Origin of the sequence: Carboxylicivirga agarovorans, assembly GCF_050589845.1 — a bacterium.
In the GTDB taxonomy this organism is placed as follows: Bacteria; Bacteroidota; Bacteroidia; order Bacteroidales; family Marinilabiliaceae; genus Carboxylicivirga; species Carboxylicivirga agarovorans.
The window spans coordinates 179,602-195,342 of the sequence record NZ_JBNGPA010000006.1; the positions used below are offsets into that span (position 1 = coordinate 179,602).

Consider the following 15,741-nt stretch of genomic DNA (forward strand, 5'->3'; position numbering starts at 1 on the left):
AAATCACATGTCCACCACAAAACAAGATGCCTTGCAATACCATGAAAATGGCAGACCAGGCAAAATTGAAGTCATTCCAACTAAACCTTACAGTTCCCAACTTGATCTATCACTAGCATACTCTCCCGGAGTCGCTGAGCCATGCAAAGAAATTGAGCAAAACAAAGATGATGCCTACCGCTATACAGCTAAGGGAAATCTTGTGGGTGTCATATCAAACGGAACGGCTGTCCTGGGCCTTGGCGACATAGGTGCTACAGCCGGTAAACCGGTTATGGAAGGAAAAGGTCTACTTTTTAAAGTATTTGCCGATGTTGATGTATTTGATATCGAAGTAGATGAAAAGGGGGTTGATGAGATGATTAAGGTTGTTAAGGCCATTGCTCCTACTTTTGGCGGAATTAACCTTGAAGACATTAAGGCTCCTGAATGCTTTGAAATTGAGACACGCCTGCAGGAAATGCTTGACATCCCTGTTTTTCATGACGACCAGCACGGAACGGCAATTATTTCAGCCGCCGGACTGCTTAACGCTATTGAAGTAAGCGGTAAAAAGATCGAAAATATCAAAGTGGTTGTGAACGGTGCCGGCGCATCTGCCATTATGTGTTCCCGTTTATATATCAGTCTTGGGGTTAAGCGTGAAAATGTCTGGATGCTGGACAGTAAAGGTCTGATGACGACACAACGTACCGATCTGAACAAGTACAAAATTGACTTTGCCCAAAACAGCCAACTAACAAAGCTCGAAGAAGTAATAAAAGGTGCCGATATGTTCCTTGGACTGTCAAAAGGTAACATATTAAGCAAGGAAATGGTGCAAACAATGGCTGATAACCCAATTGTATTTGCCTTAGCCAATCCCATTCCTGAAATCAGTTACGAAGATGCCATTGCAGCCCGCCCTGATGTGATCGTAGCTACCGGTCGATCCGATTACCCTAACCAGGTCAATAATGTACTGGGCTTTCCATTTATTTTCAGAGGTGCCCTGGACGTGAGAGCCAAAGCCATTAATGAAGAAATGAAAAAGGCGGCTGTATACGCCCTGGCTGAACTGGCAAAAAAGGACGTACCCGACCAGGTGAATGCAGCTTACAAAAGCCAGAACCTAATATTTGGAAAAGAGTATATCATACCAAAACCCCTTGATCCACGTCTTATAACCGAGGTCGCTCCTGCTGTTGCAAAGGCGGCAATGGACACAGGCGTTGCCAGGCTGGATATTGTTGATTGGGATCAGTACAAAATCGACCTGATGAAACGCATGGGTATATACAATAAACTGGTACGCGACATCAGAACACGAGCGAAGGCTGATAAAAAACGAATTGTATTCTCCGATGCAGATAATTTTAAGGTACTGAAAGCCATTGAAGTGGTGCGCTCACAAAATATCGCTGAACCAATTCTATTGGGGGATAAGCAAAAAATAGAGGAAATTGCCTATGAAAACAACCTTAATGTTCTCGACCTGCCAATAATTGATAATAAGTCAAAAGAGGAAGCCGCTAAACGTGCAGAATTTGCTCAACTACTATATGAAAAGCGTCAGCGTAAAGGGCTGAACAAAGAAGAGGCTCTATACCAGATGCTTGACCGTAACTACTTTGGAGTGATGATGGTAGAAACTGGCGAAGCCGATGGTTTTATTGGTGGATTCTCCAATAAATATGCCGACACCATACGTCCGGCCATTCAGATCTCGGGCACAAACAACACCTTGAACCACATAGCAGGAATGTACATTGTGATGACTAAAAAAGGTCCTTACTTTTTTGCAGACACAACGGTTAACTATGAGCCATCGTACAGAACACTGGCAGACACAACACTCTTAACGGTCAATGAGATCAAGAAATTCAACATTGATCCGGTTGTGGCCATGGTATCCTACTCTAATTTTGGTTCTACCCGTGAAGGTAGTCCTAAAAGGGTGCGCAATGCGGTTAAGCATTTACATGAAAACTACCCTGAGCTACTTGTCGATGGTGAAATGCAGGCCAATTACGCTTTCAATTCTGAATTAAGAGCCAAACGTTTTCCATTCTCTAAGCTAGGTACCAGGGATGTTAATACTATTATCTTCCCAAGTTTAAGTTCTGGTAATATTGCATACAAGATGATGCATGAACTTGGACAAGTTGAGATAATTGGCCCTATCCTACTTGGTATCAGAAAACCGATTCACGTATTACAACAACAAAGTTCAGTACGAGAGATTGTTGATATGGCAGCTATCGCAGTAGTCGATGCCCAAACGAAAAAGGATCAGATTATTGAACTGTAGCATATTTAAACAGGAAAGCCACTCAGTGAGTGGCTTTCCTGTTTATACAATACTAATTACCTTTTTAATCAAGTGCTTTAAAGCTACTTTCTATTTCAGCTGACACACGCTTCATCACATCTTCAAAACTGTCAGAGCCATTAACCACTGCCACATTATGTATCTCCTTGTACTTCTCAATAACAGGAATGGTTTTATTGGTATGATCTTCAAGACGCTGAACTATTTTAGCTGTGCTTGAATCATAAGGCATGGCCTGTTCTGTCTTACTTCTATTATCTAACCTTCTTACCAGCTCCAGTGTTTTCACATCCAGTTCAATTATTTTATTGATGATCGCATCGTGCTTTTGCAATAAGCCATCTAAAATGTATGACTGAACCAATGTACGAGGATAACCTTTAAAGATAAATCCTTTGGCATTCTTAGATTGTTTCATTTTTCGCTCAATGAGCTGAATAACAATCTCATCAGACACCAACTGACCATTTTCGTAGTTCTGTTGCACCAACTTACCTAATTCGCTTCCCTTGGAAATTTCCTCATCGAGCATATCACCGGTTGACACAAATTCCAGGTTATACTTTTCAGCAATGGCACGCCCCAAAGAGCCGCGCCCCGAACCAGGAGACCCGAATAGAACTATATTTAATTGTTTCTTCTCTAACTCTTTATTAACCGCTTTTCTAATTTCAGAGGTTACCTTTTTAATCTTCTGAACACCATTAATGGCCTTGTAATTACCCTTTTCCTTAAAAAAATCAAGTACAGGCTTTGTCTTTTCATCGTATTCACGAAGACGATTGCGAATTACCTCTTCATTATCATCCAGGCGTCCCGATGTTTCACCACGAAGCAACAAACGCTTTACCGATTCTTCCTCAGGCACTTCAATACTAATGAGCAGATCCAACTTAGTATTCAGCTTGATCATTAATCCTTCAAGTATATATGCCTGTACAAAAGTCCGCGGAAAACCATCAAATAAAAACCCGTTGGCATCAGGGTTATTCTTAATTGTTTTTTCTATAATCTGCACGATAATTTCATCAGAAACCAAACCTCCTCTCGCAATAATGCTTTTAGCTTCAAGACCAAGCTTCGTTTCTTCTGCCAGTTCTTTCCGTAAAATATCTCCCGTGGAGATGTAAAAAAGATTGTATTTTTTAATTAGAAATTCAGATTGAGTGCCTTTACCCGCACCCGGAGGGCCAAAAAGAGCAATGTTTAGCATAGCACAGATTTTAGGATGTACGCGATTAAAATTGAGATACTTGAATATATCAATTAAAATCGAAAAGGACAAACCTCGGAATGCTAAAGGATTGAGTATCCTATAGGATTTCAGCAATATCCGCCAGTTAAGTTGATCAATTCCCCCAAAAAGATTCTATAATAACCATACCCCAATGATTAGCGGATTACAGGGATATTAATGCCTTCGTCATTGGATATTTTTACTTGCTGTAAATTTATTACACGCTAATCTTCCCCACTCAAAAAAAATGGTTCTGACAGTGCGTTGGCCTGTCTCCTGCCTGAGGCGGGACAAGCAGCCGCACGTCCACGGAGCGGGGACGAAGACGAATGCGGAAGAACTATTGAAATCTATTATATGGATTACGAGGATGCATCATTGGCATAAAACCATTTGACGGATTGGTAAATGTTGGGTATTTGCTTACTCCAAATGACACTTCTGCTCTGAAATTATCTGAAAACTTGTAGCCAACATAAGTTGAAGCACCATAATTATTAAAGCCCTGAAGCGTTGAATTATTACTTTCGGGCATATTGGCATTTAGAAAAACAGCAGCACCTGCATACCACTTTTCATTTATCAGGTAAGTACCCTGTGCGTAAACACCAAACTGCAGCATTGTTTCGTCAAGCGTTAGTTTGGTTGCATCGACCTGACCCCAGGCCGGAATATTATAAAAATTGGTACGGCTCATATATGGTAACACATCCACCTGGAACTTTTTAAACGGCATTAACGACCATTGAGGCGCCAGGTAGGTATTAAAACCATACATGCCTTCAAGATCAGAAAAGGCGCTAAGTCCAACATTCATGCTGAAATCAGCAAGCGGCAAGCTATCTTCCTCAAGAGCGATCTCACTCTCAATGAAATTTGTATTTAAGCCGGTCACATTGCGTTCCTCCTGCCCTGCCAACAACTGTGTCAATCCCAGTATAACAATTATTACAACACCAATTCGCATATGTTTAAGTTTTGCACGGTAAACATACAAAAATCACACCACAGGGCTCTACTTTTTCAATGAATCCATATAAATACTCAATAAAAAAAATAACACCCACTTCCTACTATTACTCACGCTACCCCATCATTTTCTATTTTTTAGACTTCTTTTTTCACTTTTTATACTTCCAACCCCACCTTCATGCTTTAAAACATATCCATATTTTACAATTGATGACTTTCATCATCCATTTACTATTTTTCTATACCCATCTTGCAATCGTCAAAATATTAATGAAACAACCATGAATTTATCAGTTACATTAAATCCCAATCCTCTTGTGAAGTTTTTGCAGAAGCCAGCTTCTGACTTTACAAAAGAGGATATCATCAAATATATGGAAGCCAACGAGATCAGAATGCTTAATTTCAGATACGTTGCAGAAGATGGCCGTTTAAAAAGCCTTAATTTCGTTGCTTCAAGCCTTGAGCATTTAGATGCTATTTTATCAGCAGGTGAGCGTGTTGATGGCTCCAGCTTATTTTCTTTTATGGAAGCAGGAAGCAGTGACTTGTATGTTGTACCACGTTACAGAACCGCATTCTTAAATCCTTTTTCTGAAGTTCCTTCACTGGAAATACTTTGTTCGTTCTACGACCACAAAGGGCAGGCTCTGGAGTCGGCTCCTGAAAACATACTAAGAAAAGCTCATCAGCACTTTATGTCTTCAACAGGCATGAGCATGAAGTTTTTAGGTGAACTTGAATATTACGTAAACAGCGAGCGTTCAAGTAATTTCCCGGCTTCAGACCAGAAAGGTTATCATGAATCAGAGCCTTTTGCCAAGTTTGAAGCCATGCGTAAAGAGGCCTTAAAACTAATTGCCCAATGTGGTGGTCAAATCAAATATGGTCATGCCGAGGTAGGAACATTTACTGCCGGTAATGAAGCCTATGAGCAACATGAAATTGAATTTTTACCTACCGATCCTGAGTTTGCCGCTGACCAGATGCTGATAGCCAAATGGGTATTACGCATGTTAGCTGAAAAACTAAACGTGGAAATCAGTTTTGCCCCTAAAATCACTGTTGGTAAAGCCGGTAGTGGTCTTCACTTCCACATGCTTGTGGAAAAAGATGGCAAAAATATAATGCTTGGAGATAACGGCCTTAGCGACACAGCTAAAAAAGTTATAGCCGGAATACTGGATATGGCAGACGCCTTAACTGCCTTTGGAAATACCATTCCTACTTCATACCTACGCCTTGTACCTCACCAGGAAGCACCAACTAACATATGCTGGGGCGACCGTAACCGCTCTGCATTAGTTCGTGTGCCTCTTGGTTGGACCGGTGGTGTTGAAAACATGATATTCGACGCTAACCCGGGTATTACTATTACCCCTGCCCCTACCGACAGCAAGCAAACCGTTGAGTTCCGTGCTCCTGATGGTTCGGCTAACATCCATTTAACCATTGCCGGATTAATTACAGCAGCCGAACACGGTATCAACATGCCTGATGCATTGGACAGAGCTGAAAAGCTATATGTAAATGGTAACATTTTCCATAAGATGCCTGAAGGTGGCCTTGAGCAGTTACCAAGCTCATGCTACGAGTCGGCTGAGAGACTGGAGAGCAAGCGTGATCTTTTTGAAAATAACGGTATTTTTTCTGAGCGTGTTATCAATCACAGCATTGAAAAACTAAAAGCTTTTGAAGATAAAGACCTGAGCGAACGACTATATGGCAAAAATGATGAGATTCGCGAGTTGGTATTAAGGTATATACACTGTCAATAAACCAAAATCTGTATACTTTCCACATTGCTTCGCAATGTTATTACTTAGTATTTGCACAACTAAACCTGTTAAGGGCTGGGATATAATCGTCCAGCCCTTGCGTTTTTTTTAAGGGCTAACAAAAACAGTCAATGCATTTATTTAAAGTGCACACAGTTCTAAACACACTTTTTTAGCTTCCTCTTATAAATGACATGTTTCTCATTCTTGTAAACTGTCATTTCAATGACCTGGTCATTCGAGTAATACCTCAAAATACACTATCTTTGATAGCAACCTTAAAAATAATACAATGGCAATATTTGGCACACTTGCTACTTTGAGCAAACAAAGTTCAGCAAACTTTCACAAAGCGCTTAACTATCTCGAAAACAATAATCTGAATGATATTTTTAAAAAAGTATCAATAAACGATCCTCTCGAAGTAGAAATTGATGGCCGACGCATTTTTGCCATCTTCCAAACCTATGAAACAAAGGCTATTTCAGAGGCTAAGATGGAAGGCCATAAAAAATACATTGACCTGCAATACATTCACAAAGGCGTAGAACAGATCTTAGTTGCCCCAACCAGCAGAATGGTTAAAGAAGGTAACTACGACCAGGACAAAGACCTGCATTTCAGTAAAGTTGCTGACTACTCCAACTTTCGATTAACAGCCGGAATGGGCTGCATTTTGTACCCCGATGATTTACACGCTCCTTGCATTAGCATTGATGCTCCATCGGTTGTACAGAAAATTGTAGTTAAGATTGCTATTGATTAATTCCAATGGGAAACCCGGAAAGTGGCATATCCTTTTCCGGGTTATATATAATAGCTATAAGTCTGCTTTTTACAAGCGTATATTTCAACGATCAACTCCTGTATCCCTTTGATAAAAAAATACCATAGCATCAGCTAGTCAGGCGGCAATCCTTGCCAGGTAAGAGGTGATGTTAAAAATAAACAGTAGCTGTAAGCACGGTTATCTTACCTGATAAAATTAGTATATATCTTATCTTCCTGCTCAGGAGCTTCAACTGTGGCTTTACCTGCGTCTATAAGCTTTAGCAGATAAGACATATTCTTACCCAAAACACGCATTATCTGAACACCTTCTTCATCCTGCAATACCTCTCCAGGAGAGGTACCATGTATGACGTTCCAATAGTTTGAAGTTGGGATAAACATCTCGGCATAATTCAGGAAATTATTCATCTCGTTAAATGTTGGTAAGCCTCCTGAACGACGCACAGCAGCGATACTGGCACCTACTTTATGACGGAACATGTTACCATTTGAGCCCGACACATAGAACGCACGATCAAGAAAAGCTTTAATATTAGCACTCAAGGCAGCGTAGTGCACCGGCGAGCCAAACAATATACCGTCGGCATTTTTCATTAGCTGAATCCATTCATTAACAGCATCTGTTTTAATAATGCACTTCTCATCTTTATTCTCTCGGCACTTGCCGCATGCCAGACAACCCTTTATCCCTTTATTGCCCAGGTGTATAATTTCTGTTTCAATTCCCTGAGCCTGTAATTGTTCACATACGATTTTCAATGCATGGTAAGTATTACCTTCTTTCTTTGGACTTCCGTTAAATGCAACTACTTTCATTGGTTCTTCTGTTTGTTCATTTGCAACTGTACACTAAACACAAAAGTAGAGAATAAATTATTTGAAAGCCACACCCACAGTATCGTTACCTGGTTTTACCATGACCACACCAGTAATGCAGTCAATAATTCCTATTTTTAGGCATGCAACACTTCAAAACCATAACTGAATACTATAAAGCCATTGGTCTGGATGCCCCCAGGCACCCCCATTTCGATATCAAAAGTTTTGAAGAGAACATGGGTAAGGTGGCATCAGTCATGACGCCTTTTCGCCATGAATTATATTTTATTGGCATTAAAGTAGATGGAGGTGGAAAAGTGCTCTTAGGCCATAATACCACCTTCCCCAAAGGCATCACTGTCTTTTTTAACTCCCCGTTCCAAATCCAGTCATGGGATACAATGCCCGACTGGTCGGGCTATTACATATTGATATCCAAGGACTTTATAGCTTCATCACATCTTTTTGACCGCTTGCTTGATGATTACCCCTTTCTGAAAATTGAGGAATCCATTCCTTTTGAGATAAACAAAGCCGATGTGCCTGAAATCCTTTTTATCTATGAACGCATTAAAGAAGAATACCTGGGCGGGAATGAAGATAAATTCAGCTTTATCGAAGTGTATATTCTGCAATTACTCAACCAACTAAGACGATTGTTCTTAAAAAACATTGACAAACAAACGCTCAATGAGCAGATACATTCAGCTAACACAAAAATACTGTCTGACTTTCAGGAATTAATAAAGACAAGCTTTTACCCGGATACTAAGATCGCCGCATCTTCCAATATTCATTCACCATCCTATTACGCAGATATCTTACACATCCATCCCAACCATTTAAATGCCGTTGTTAAATCAATAACCGGCATAACAGCTCTCAGGCTGATACACAATCATATTTTAGAGCTTGCCAAAGCAGAACTTGTCCAAACCAATGTCAATGTTAAAGAAATAGCATACAATCTGCATTTCGACTCACCAAGTAACTTTGGTGCTTTCTTTAAGAAGAACACAGGCCTTACACCAGTCTCCTATCGGAAAAATGCATAATCTTTGAAATTCAATAGTCTTGCTTTGAAATTACAAACCTGAATGCTGATCGACCTCCTAGTTTTGCATGCAGAATGAATGCGATTTTTCTTGAGCACTCATTTGTATGTACAACCATGAAGGTAGATATTATGAAAACACTTGTCATTTTAGCACATCCCAAACTGGATGAATCCATTGCCAATAAGCGAATAGCCGAACAATTGACCACGAAAGTAAGTAACCTGGAAGTAAGAAACATAACAGCTCTATACCCCGACTATAAAATAAATGTTGAATCTGAACAGGCGGCATTACTGGAGGCTGACACGATTATATTCCAGTATCCGTTTTGGTGGTATAACATGCCGGCCAATCTAAAGCAGTGGTTCGACGATGTATTTTGCTTCAACTTTGCTTTTGGCCCTGAAGGAGATAAACTCAAAGGCAAAAATTTCCTCCTGAGCTTTACTGTAGGTGGTCCGGATGATTCATATTCACCCCTGGGTTATAATCATTTTTCCATCGAAGATTTTACTAAACCCATGGAGCAAACAGCTTATCTGGCACAAATGAACTATTTAAGGCCGGTTTACGAACATGGTATGGTTTACATAGCTGGTGTATACAACACTAAAGAAGCCGTTGAAGAACGTGCCGACAAACAGGCTCAGCGCATTATTGACAAAATCGGGAGGTTCGAGAATGAAGATCCGGAAACAAAAATCAGGTCCTTTGCCAAAGAATGGTTCGAACACTTTGATATATTGGCCGATGACGGCTATTTCAATAACCACATTGCTAATGGTGCAAGACTACAGTTCGACGAAGGCGAGTTTATTGGTCACGAAGGCTTTTCAGAGTGGTACGCCCAGATCAGGAAAACCATCAAACCAAACAATGAACATCGCATCGAGTCAATCAATGTGCTTTCCAATAACGGGCATTATGATGTGGATATGTCGGTCAAACTGAAGGCTGAGAAAATCGACGGTTCGCCCCTTCAACTGAATGTGAAAGAAAACTGGAAAGTGGAAATTACACGCGACGGCCGTATTAAAATCCTTGAATACGTGGTAAAAGCCATCAACTAAGACACTGCCCTGGTCAATTGCCAGAGCGTGAAACCATGCCTGGCAATCAATATCATTCAACACAGCATTACAATAATACAAGAACATTTAATAAGTCTATTGACAAATGACACAAGAAATTAAGGATGTAGTAACGAAGCTATTTGTGTACAACGACGAACATGATTGGGAAGGCCTGGCATCGGTATTTGCACCTGAAGTAAAAATGTTACACCTGCTTGAAGGTAATGAAGAAGAGCACACCATGACTCCCCGCCAAATTATTGAGGCCTGGCGACCAATAATGGAGCAATTTGACTCAGTACACCATCAAATTGGCAACCTGTTGATCAGAAGCAAAGGGGACAAAACTGCCACTGTTACGTGCTATGGCACATCAACACATTACAGATCGGAACCGTTCAGCGTATGGGAAGTTGTTGGAACCTACGAGTTCAAGCTCAACAAGATCAATGATGAGTGGAAGATCGCCAATGAGGTTTTCAAGTGTAAATACCAATCCACAAATACAGATTCATGAAGCAACTATTTGAGCACGTCACTATCAGATCCTTAGTGCTGAAAAACAGAATCATACGCTCGGCCGCCTGGATGAATGCAGCTGAGGAAGATGGTAGCCTAAACGAGCAAACACTTAAGATCTATGAAGATCTGGCCAAAGGCGGAGCCGGTCTGATCATAACCGGATATGCCTACAGTTTAGAAGACGAAAAACCCAATACCAATATGCTTGGTATTTATAAGGATGAATTAATAGATCAGAAGTCAATGAACACTTTGATGGCATGTATTGCTCCCCAGGGATAAGCACTTATAAACTGCACAAAAATGAATGATATAAATAGCAACTACCAGCAATGCTGTCTTTATTTTACGGCTAATTCCTTAACCCGGCATATAAACGAAATGGCTGATGGAGCTTTTCGCACAACAGGTTTGTCACCTTCATATGCACACCTGTTGTTGCTTGTCATTGACAACCCGGGTTTGACGCAAAACGAATTGAGCGGAAGGATGAACCTGAAACCATCGACCTTAACCCGCTTCTTTGACAAGTTGGTAAAAAAGGACCTGGTCGAACGCTTGCAAAAAGGCCGTGAGGTCAATATCTACGCAACGAACAAAGGCAAGGAATCAAAAATATTGATCGATAAAGCTTTAAACCAGCTGTACAAGAACTATTGCGATGTCCTGGGTGAAGAATTCGCGGTAAAACTAACAGCCGGCATCTATAAAGCGACTTGTGCTTTTGAATGAAATACCATCATTAAATAACAGGACTCTGAACCAACGGGTCATTCAAGCCGACATCACTAATTTTTACCATAATTGTAGTAATTAGTATTATCCCTGAACCTTGCCGCACTGGTACATTTGCATTATCATAACAAACAAAATACAGTATGGAGCAACGAAACATACTCATAACAGGAGGCTCTGCCGGCATGGGACTTGCTACAGCCATCCGATTTAATGAGAATGGCGATCAGGTCATTATTACAGGACGTAATGAAGAGAAGCTAAAAGCTGTGAGACAACAGCATCCTGCCATTCACACCATCACATCAGATGTCGCATCATCATCTGACCGTGAAGCTTTGATGACTGAAATACAAAAGAAGTTCGGGCGCATCGATGTACTGTTTTCCAATGTTGGTGTAGGGATATTCAAGCCTTTAACTGAGATCAGTGAACATGAGTTCGACCAATTGGTGAACATCAATTACAAAGGAACATTCTTTCTTATCCAAAAGGCTTTGAAACTAATGCCAGATAATAGCCGGATCATAGTCAACAGTTCATGGACACACCACAGGGGCTTATATTCATCGGCGTTATACGGCTCTACCAAAGCCGCCATCAGCCACCTGGTTAAAACCTTAGCTATTGAGCTGGCCGGCAGAAGCATCAACATTAATGCTGTCAGTCCCGGTTATATCAATACCGAACAGTTCAATGAAGAGATGCTTGGCGAAGCAACAGCGCAAAAACGAAAAGCAGAGGTTCCTTTAAAACGCTTTGGCTCACCAAAGGAAATAGCCGGCATGGTTTACTTTCTGGCCTCACCCGAAGCAAGTTACCTAAGCGGTCAGGATATCCTGATCGATGGTGGCTTAACTGCAGTACACAACTATTAACGTACATCCATTGTTTCGTATAAAATGTATCATGTAACAGTATTGAAATGACAAATAGACAGGCATTTAAACTTAAAAACACCCTCACATTGGCAATTGTTATATTGGTAAGTTGCACCCAATCACCAAAACAGTCGTCGGCGCAATACGACCAGAGGGCTGCTGAGGAATATAGTGCTAACGATGTACAGGCCTTTCTTTACAGTTGGTTTGCAGGTTTTGATCACCAAAGAGAAGTTGACTTCTTTTTAAAACACATTGCAGAGCCGGTTGATATGCATTTCCCTGATTTCCCTGTTCGCTCGAAAGAGGATTTCAGGCGCTGGTATAAAAATGTAGAAGACATTATCTCATGGAACAGCCATGCGATCCGCAATTTACAGGTTACTGGTAATGAAACCGATGGCTGGCATGCCAGCTATGATGTGGAATGGAAAGCCCGTGACAAAAACAATAAGAGTATCGCTATGCTGATCCACCAGGAAGTGCAGCTGATGCGCCAGGGAGATATCTTGCAGATCACGCAACACAAGGCCTATGCCCGCGATCTCAATCACCAGGATACTCATTTATCTGAACTTATGAAAGCAGCTGGCAATGGCGATGCTAAAAGGGTTAAAGACCTCATCAACAAAGGCGCCAACATTTACACACTCGATGCGCTTACAGGTACCAGCGTTGTGCATTTTGCCGCACAGGGAGGAAATACTGAAGTCATGAAAGTGCTTATTGAAAATGGAGCAGAAGCCATCATCAATCTACAGGCAGCCAGCAACAGCTTCACGCCATTGATGGTAGCTACCTGGTATCAAAACCCTGATATGATCAAATACCTGTTAAGCCTTGAACATATCAATCCTAACCTTAAAGATCAGTTCGGACGAACAGCTCAGCAATTTCCGGTGGTGGCAAAAGGCTACACAGCACTTCACCCCATTGACCAGCAAATTGTCGACATATTCAATGACTATTATGAGCAACGTGAAAAGATGATAGCCAATAAGTTTATGGCAGACCGAATGACACCTAAAAACCTGCCAGAAGATGTTGATCTCCGGATTCCCAATGTTGAAACAGGTAACTCTCAACACACAGCCGCACTGGTTGCGGCGCGCGATAATGATTTGATGCTGTTCAAAAAGATGCTCGAAAATGGTGCTGATCTGACCGCTGCGGGTGAATATATGAAAGCCATTGCTGCACATAAAGCTGCTTACATGGGTAATCCGGAAATAATGACACTCATTGTTCAACATCCCGATTTTGATAAGATCAAGAATGCACAGGGGCCAACCAACGGGTACACGCCCCTGCACGATGCCATATGGCATGGCCATACCGCCACAGCGAAAATCCTTATCGATGCCGGTGTTGATACTTCACTAAAGGGCTGGGATGGCTTAACCCCCTTAGACCTGGCTAAAAAACTCAATTACAATGAGATCGTTCAACTCCTGCAGCAATAAGGTTGTGGAATAATTACCGGGGACTATCATAAAATTCTGTTTCACGCAAAGCTCGCAAGGCATCTGATCTCACCACTCACTACCTGGCGTTCTTTGCATAGTTCCAACATTGCACGCTTTGCAAGAAATATTTTAATTTTAATCAGTCTCTTTTATATCTTGCCATTTGTTTATGCAACACTTCAAAACCATAAGCGACTATTGCGGTGCCATTGGAATTAAACCTCCAAAGCATCCTCATTTTGATGTTCGCCGGTTTGAAGAGAACAGCCACAACATTAGAACTAGCATGCCGCCCTTTCGGCACGAGTTCTATTTTATTGCTATCAGAACTCATGGAGAAGGTAAAGTCAAATCGGGGCATAACCTCAATTTTCCCGAAGGCGTCACCATTTATTTCAATACCCCATTCCAGATTCTCTCCTGGGATATTGAAGTGGAATGGGCAGGCTATTACATCATCTTTTCACAGGATTTTATTTCATCATCGCATTACTTCGACCGGCTACTGGACGATTTTCCGTTTCTGAAAATTGACGAATCACAACCATTTACGATCAATTCAAAAGACCTGCCTGACATTATACACATATACGACAAAATCAGGCAGGAATTCAGAAGTGAGAACCAGGATAAGTTTAGCCTGATCGAAATATATGTATTGGAGTTACTAAGTAATATCAGGCGTCTGTTCAATAAACAAAGCGATGAAAAGAAAGTGAGTGAGCAAATCCAAAAGGCCGACCTGAAACTACTGTCGCGCTTTCAGGAGTTAATAAAAATGAGTTTCTGCTGCGAAACGCAACTGGAAGCCAATGCAAACCCCCATTCACCATCATACTACGCCCACTATTTAAATGTACACCCCAATCATTTAAATGCCGTGGTAAAATCAATTACAGGGCAAACCGCTTTGTTTCACATCCATTCATATATTTTAAAACTGGCCAAGGCCGAACTGGCACAGACCAATGTCAGCGCCAAAGAGCTGGCCTATAAACTCCAGTTCAGTTCACCTGTTAAATTCAGCTCTTTTTTTAAAAAACATACTGGCGCCACTCCTCTGTCCTACCGAAAAACTGCCAGTCTTTGAAACTGGTAATCCTTTCTTTGAAATAGGAAATCTGAATAATACTGCACGGCGTATTTTCGCATTGTAATGATCAATTGACATTAAAACTATTAAAAAACACTTAACACTTACAGCTATGCCAGTAGTTAATTTTCAAGGTGGCCACTTAAGCACAGAGCAAAAAAGAGAGTTGATCCAAAAGTTTACTGAGATCACCAAAGAAGTTACCCATGCTCCGGATCAGTTTATCACTGTGATCATTGAAGAATATGACGATGATAACCTGGGTGTAGGAGGCAAAACAGTGACAGAAATAAAAGAGGAATTAAAAAAATAAATGATGAAAAAGCTTGTATTAGTAGGCTCTACAGGAGTCATCGGTTCTAAAGTTAAAGAACTTCTGGAAGCAGAATATGAAGTAATAACCGTGAACCGCAGCAGTGGTGATCACCAGTTAGACATGGCAGACGCAGCTGCCACTGAGAAGCTGTTCAAGAAAATAGGTGGTTTTGATGCCTTGATCACAACCAGCGGCTATGGTAAATGGGGAAGCATGGACGAGCACAGCATCCCGGATTTCCACGATGGCCTTAACAGTAAATTAATGGGTCAGGTCAACATGGTCATGATTGGTCGCAAATATGCCAACCCGGGAGCCAGCTTTGCCGTTTCCACTGGTATCCTGGCTCAGCATCCTGTCAAAGGCGGATTATCTCTGGGCATGATCAATGCAGGATTGGAAGCATTTGTCAGAGGTGCCGCTTTGGAAATGAAAAACATGACCATCAACGCCATTAGCCCCTCCTTTGCAAAAGAAACAATGGAATTAATGGGCATGGATTCTTCAGCAGGTGTGCCTGCTATTGAATTTGCCAAACTTTATAAACAAGCCATCGAAGAAGGTAAATCGGGCGAAGTCTACCATGTATAAAACCTCTCATCCTTATAAATTATGCCATGTATTACTTGTAAGGATTCACCTGTGTCGTCAGTTAGCGATACTACCTGTCGTTAATTGGCGACACCAC

16 protein-coding genes are annotated in these 15,741 nt (G+C 41.2%); 13 read left to right on the forward strand and 3 right to left on the reverse strand.

The genetic code is table 11. The features are described from left to right. The first annotated feature begins 7 nt into the window (after nt 1-7). The gene (locus ACRD69_RS09105; RefSeq protein ID WP_430814762.1) at nt 8-2,290 is read left to right on the forward strand and encodes an NADP-dependent malic enzyme; all 2,283 of its coding nucleotides are present in this window, start codon (nt 8-10) and stop codon (nt 2,288-2,290) included. A gap of 64 nt (nt 2,291-2,354) precedes the next feature. Here ACRD69_RS09105 and ACRD69_RS09110 read toward each other — a convergent pair whose 3' ends face one another. Next, on the reverse strand, nt 2,355-3,524 hold the full coding sequence (locus tag ACRD69_RS09110; RefSeq protein ID WP_430814763.1) for an adenylate kinase: 1,170 nt from the start codon (nt 3,522-3,524) through the stop codon (nt 2,355-2,357). A gap of 364 nt (nt 3,525-3,888) precedes the next feature. Next, entirely contained in the window at nt 3,889-4,515 is a 627-nt protein-coding gene (locus ACRD69_RS09115) for a hypothetical protein (RefSeq protein ID WP_430814764.1), read from the reverse strand. A 286-nt stretch (nt 4,516-4,801) separates the two neighbouring features. On the opposite strand from ACRD69_RS09115, the gene ACRD69_RS09120 reads away from it, so the two are divergent. Together ACRD69_RS09120 and ACRD69_RS09125 are read left to right on the forward strand one after the other, a co-directional pair. Further along, nucleotides 4,802-6,298 (forward strand): glutamine synthetase family protein, encoded by a 1,497-nt coding sequence (locus ACRD69_RS09120; protein ID WP_430814765.1) that lies wholly within the window; start codon nt 4,802-4,804, stop codon nt 6,296-6,298. A gap of 292 nt (nt 6,299-6,590) precedes the next feature. Beyond that, a complete protein-coding gene (locus tag ACRD69_RS09125) occupies nt 6,591-7,064 on the forward strand; it encodes a NanQ anomerase/TabA/YiaL family protein (protein WP_430814766.1) in 474 nt (157 codons plus the stop codon). A gap of 206 nt (nt 7,065-7,270) precedes the next feature. On the opposite strand, the gene ACRD69_RS09130 is transcribed toward ACRD69_RS09125, so the two are convergent. Further along, nucleotides 7,271-7,906 (reverse strand): flavodoxin family protein, encoded by a 636-nt coding sequence (locus ACRD69_RS09130; protein ID WP_430814767.1) that lies wholly within the window; start codon nt 7,904-7,906, stop codon nt 7,271-7,273. Between the two features lie 143 nt (nt 7,907-8,049). On the opposite strand from ACRD69_RS09130, the gene ACRD69_RS09135 reads away from it, so the two are divergent. The 10 genes from ACRD69_RS09135 (at nt 8,050) to ACRD69_RS09180 (ending at nt 15,644) form a co-directional block, all read left to right on the forward strand. Then, nucleotides 8,050-8,964 carry a helix-turn-helix domain-containing protein gene (locus ACRD69_RS09135; protein ID WP_430814768.1) on the forward strand — a complete coding sequence of 305 codons (915 nt, stop codon included), beginning with the start codon at nt 8,050-8,052 and terminating at the stop codon, nt 8,962-8,964. A 131-nt stretch (nt 8,965-9,095) separates the two neighbouring features. Further along, on the forward strand, nt 9,096-10,037 hold the full coding sequence (locus tag ACRD69_RS09140; RefSeq protein WP_430814769.1) for an NAD(P)H-dependent oxidoreductase: 942 nt from the start codon (nt 9,096-9,098) through the stop codon (nt 10,035-10,037). Between the two features lie 106 nt (nt 10,038-10,143). Beyond that, nucleotides 10,144-10,557: a nuclear transport factor 2 family protein gene (locus tag ACRD69_RS09145; RefSeq protein WP_430814770.1), complete on the forward strand. Its 414-nt coding sequence runs from the start codon at nt 10,144-10,146 to the stop codon at nt 10,555-10,557. Then, complete coding sequence (locus ACRD69_RS09150) at nt 10,554-10,844, forward strand: oxidoreductase (RefSeq protein WP_430814771.1); 291 nt, start codon at nt 10,554-10,556, stop codon at nt 10,842-10,844. Before ACRD69_RS09145 ends, ACRD69_RS09150 begins: the two co-directional genes overlap by 4 nt. Before the next feature lie 21 nt (nt 10,845-10,865). Then, nucleotides 10,866-11,294, forward strand: coding sequence for a MarR family winged helix-turn-helix transcriptional regulator (locus ACRD69_RS09155; RefSeq protein WP_430814772.1), 429 nt, complete (start codon nt 10,866-10,868; stop codon nt 11,292-11,294). A 146-nt stretch (nt 11,295-11,440) separates the two neighbouring features. Continuing rightward, the gene (locus ACRD69_RS09160) at nt 11,441-12,175 is read left to right on the forward strand and encodes an SDR family NAD(P)-dependent oxidoreductase (protein ID WP_430814773.1); all 735 of its coding nucleotides are present in this window, start codon (nt 11,441-11,443) and stop codon (nt 12,173-12,175) included. A 47-nt stretch (nt 12,176-12,222) separates the two neighbouring features. Then, nucleotides 12,223-13,641 carry an ankyrin repeat domain-containing protein gene (locus tag ACRD69_RS09165; RefSeq protein ID WP_430814774.1) on the forward strand — a complete coding sequence of 473 codons (1,419 nt, stop codon included), beginning with the start codon at nt 12,223-12,225 and terminating at the stop codon, nt 13,639-13,641. Between the two features lie 172 nt (nt 13,642-13,813). Beyond that, nucleotides 13,814-14,734: an AraC family transcriptional regulator gene (locus tag ACRD69_RS09170; protein WP_430814775.1), complete on the forward strand. Its 921-nt coding sequence runs from the start codon at nt 13,814-13,816 to the stop codon at nt 14,732-14,734. Nucleotides 14,735-14,849: 115 nt separating this feature from the next. Further along, the gene (gene dmpI / locus ACRD69_RS09175; RefSeq protein WP_430814776.1) at nt 14,850-15,050 is read left to right on the forward strand and encodes a 4-oxalocrotonate tautomerase DmpI; all 201 of its coding nucleotides are present in this window, start codon (nt 14,850-14,852) and stop codon (nt 15,048-15,050) included. Between the two features lie 3 nt (nt 15,051-15,053). Then, nucleotides 15,054-15,644, forward strand: coding sequence for a short chain dehydrogenase (locus tag ACRD69_RS09180; protein ID WP_430814777.1), 591 nt, complete (start codon nt 15,054-15,056; stop codon nt 15,642-15,644). The last annotated feature ends 97 nt before the right edge of the window (nt 15,645-15,741 follow it).

Excerpts from the sequence above, each read along its gene's own strand:
- ACRD69_RS09105 (WP_430814762.1), top strand. The coding sequence starts at position 8 with ATGTCCACCACAAAACAAGATGCCTTGCAATACCATGAAAATGGCAGA.
- ACRD69_RS09110 (WP_430814763.1), bottom strand. The coding sequence starts at position 3,524 with ATGCTAAACATTGCTCTTTTTGGCCCTCCGGGTGCGGGTAAAGGCACT.
- ACRD69_RS09115 (WP_430814764.1), bottom strand. The coding sequence starts at position 4,515 with ATGCGAATTGGTGTTGTAATAATTGTTATACTGGGATTGACACAGTTG.
- ACRD69_RS09120 (WP_430814765.1), top strand. The coding sequence starts at position 4,802 with ATGAATTTATCAGTTACATTAAATCCCAATCCTCTTGTGAAGTTTTTG.
- ACRD69_RS09125 (WP_430814766.1), top strand. The coding sequence starts at position 6,591 with ATGGCAATATTTGGCACACTTGCTACTTTGAGCAAACAAAGTTCAGCA.
- ACRD69_RS09130 (WP_430814767.1), bottom strand. The coding sequence starts at position 7,906 with ATGAAAGTAGTTGCATTTAACGGAAGTCCAAAGAAAGAAGGTAATACT.
- ACRD69_RS09135 (WP_430814768.1), top strand. The coding sequence starts at position 8,050 with ATGCAACACTTCAAAACCATAACTGAATACTATAAAGCCATTGGTCTG.
- ACRD69_RS09140 (WP_430814769.1), top strand. The coding sequence starts at position 9,096 with ATGAAAACACTTGTCATTTTAGCACATCCCAAACTGGATGAATCCATT.
- ACRD69_RS09145 (WP_430814770.1), top strand. The coding sequence starts at position 10,144 with ATGACACAAGAAATTAAGGATGTAGTAACGAAGCTATTTGTGTACAAC.
- ACRD69_RS09150 (WP_430814771.1), top strand. The coding sequence starts at position 10,554 with ATGAAGCAACTATTTGAGCACGTCACTATCAGATCCTTAGTGCTGAAA.
- ACRD69_RS09155 (WP_430814772.1), top strand. The coding sequence starts at position 10,866 with ATGAATGATATAAATAGCAACTACCAGCAATGCTGTCTTTATTTTACG.
- ACRD69_RS09160 (WP_430814773.1), top strand. The coding sequence starts at position 11,441 with ATGGAGCAACGAAACATACTCATAACAGGAGGCTCTGCCGGCATGGGA.
- ACRD69_RS09165 (WP_430814774.1), top strand. The coding sequence starts at position 12,223 with ATGACAAATAGACAGGCATTTAAACTTAAAAACACCCTCACATTGGCA.
- ACRD69_RS09170 (WP_430814775.1), top strand. The coding sequence starts at position 13,814 with ATGCAACACTTCAAAACCATAAGCGACTATTGCGGTGCCATTGGAATT.
- dmpI (WP_430814776.1), top strand. The coding sequence starts at position 14,850 with ATGCCAGTAGTTAATTTTCAAGGTGGCCACTTAAGCACAGAGCAAAAA.
- ACRD69_RS09180 (WP_430814777.1), top strand. The coding sequence starts at position 15,054 with ATGAAAAAGCTTGTATTAGTAGGCTCTACAGGAGTCATCGGTTCTAAA.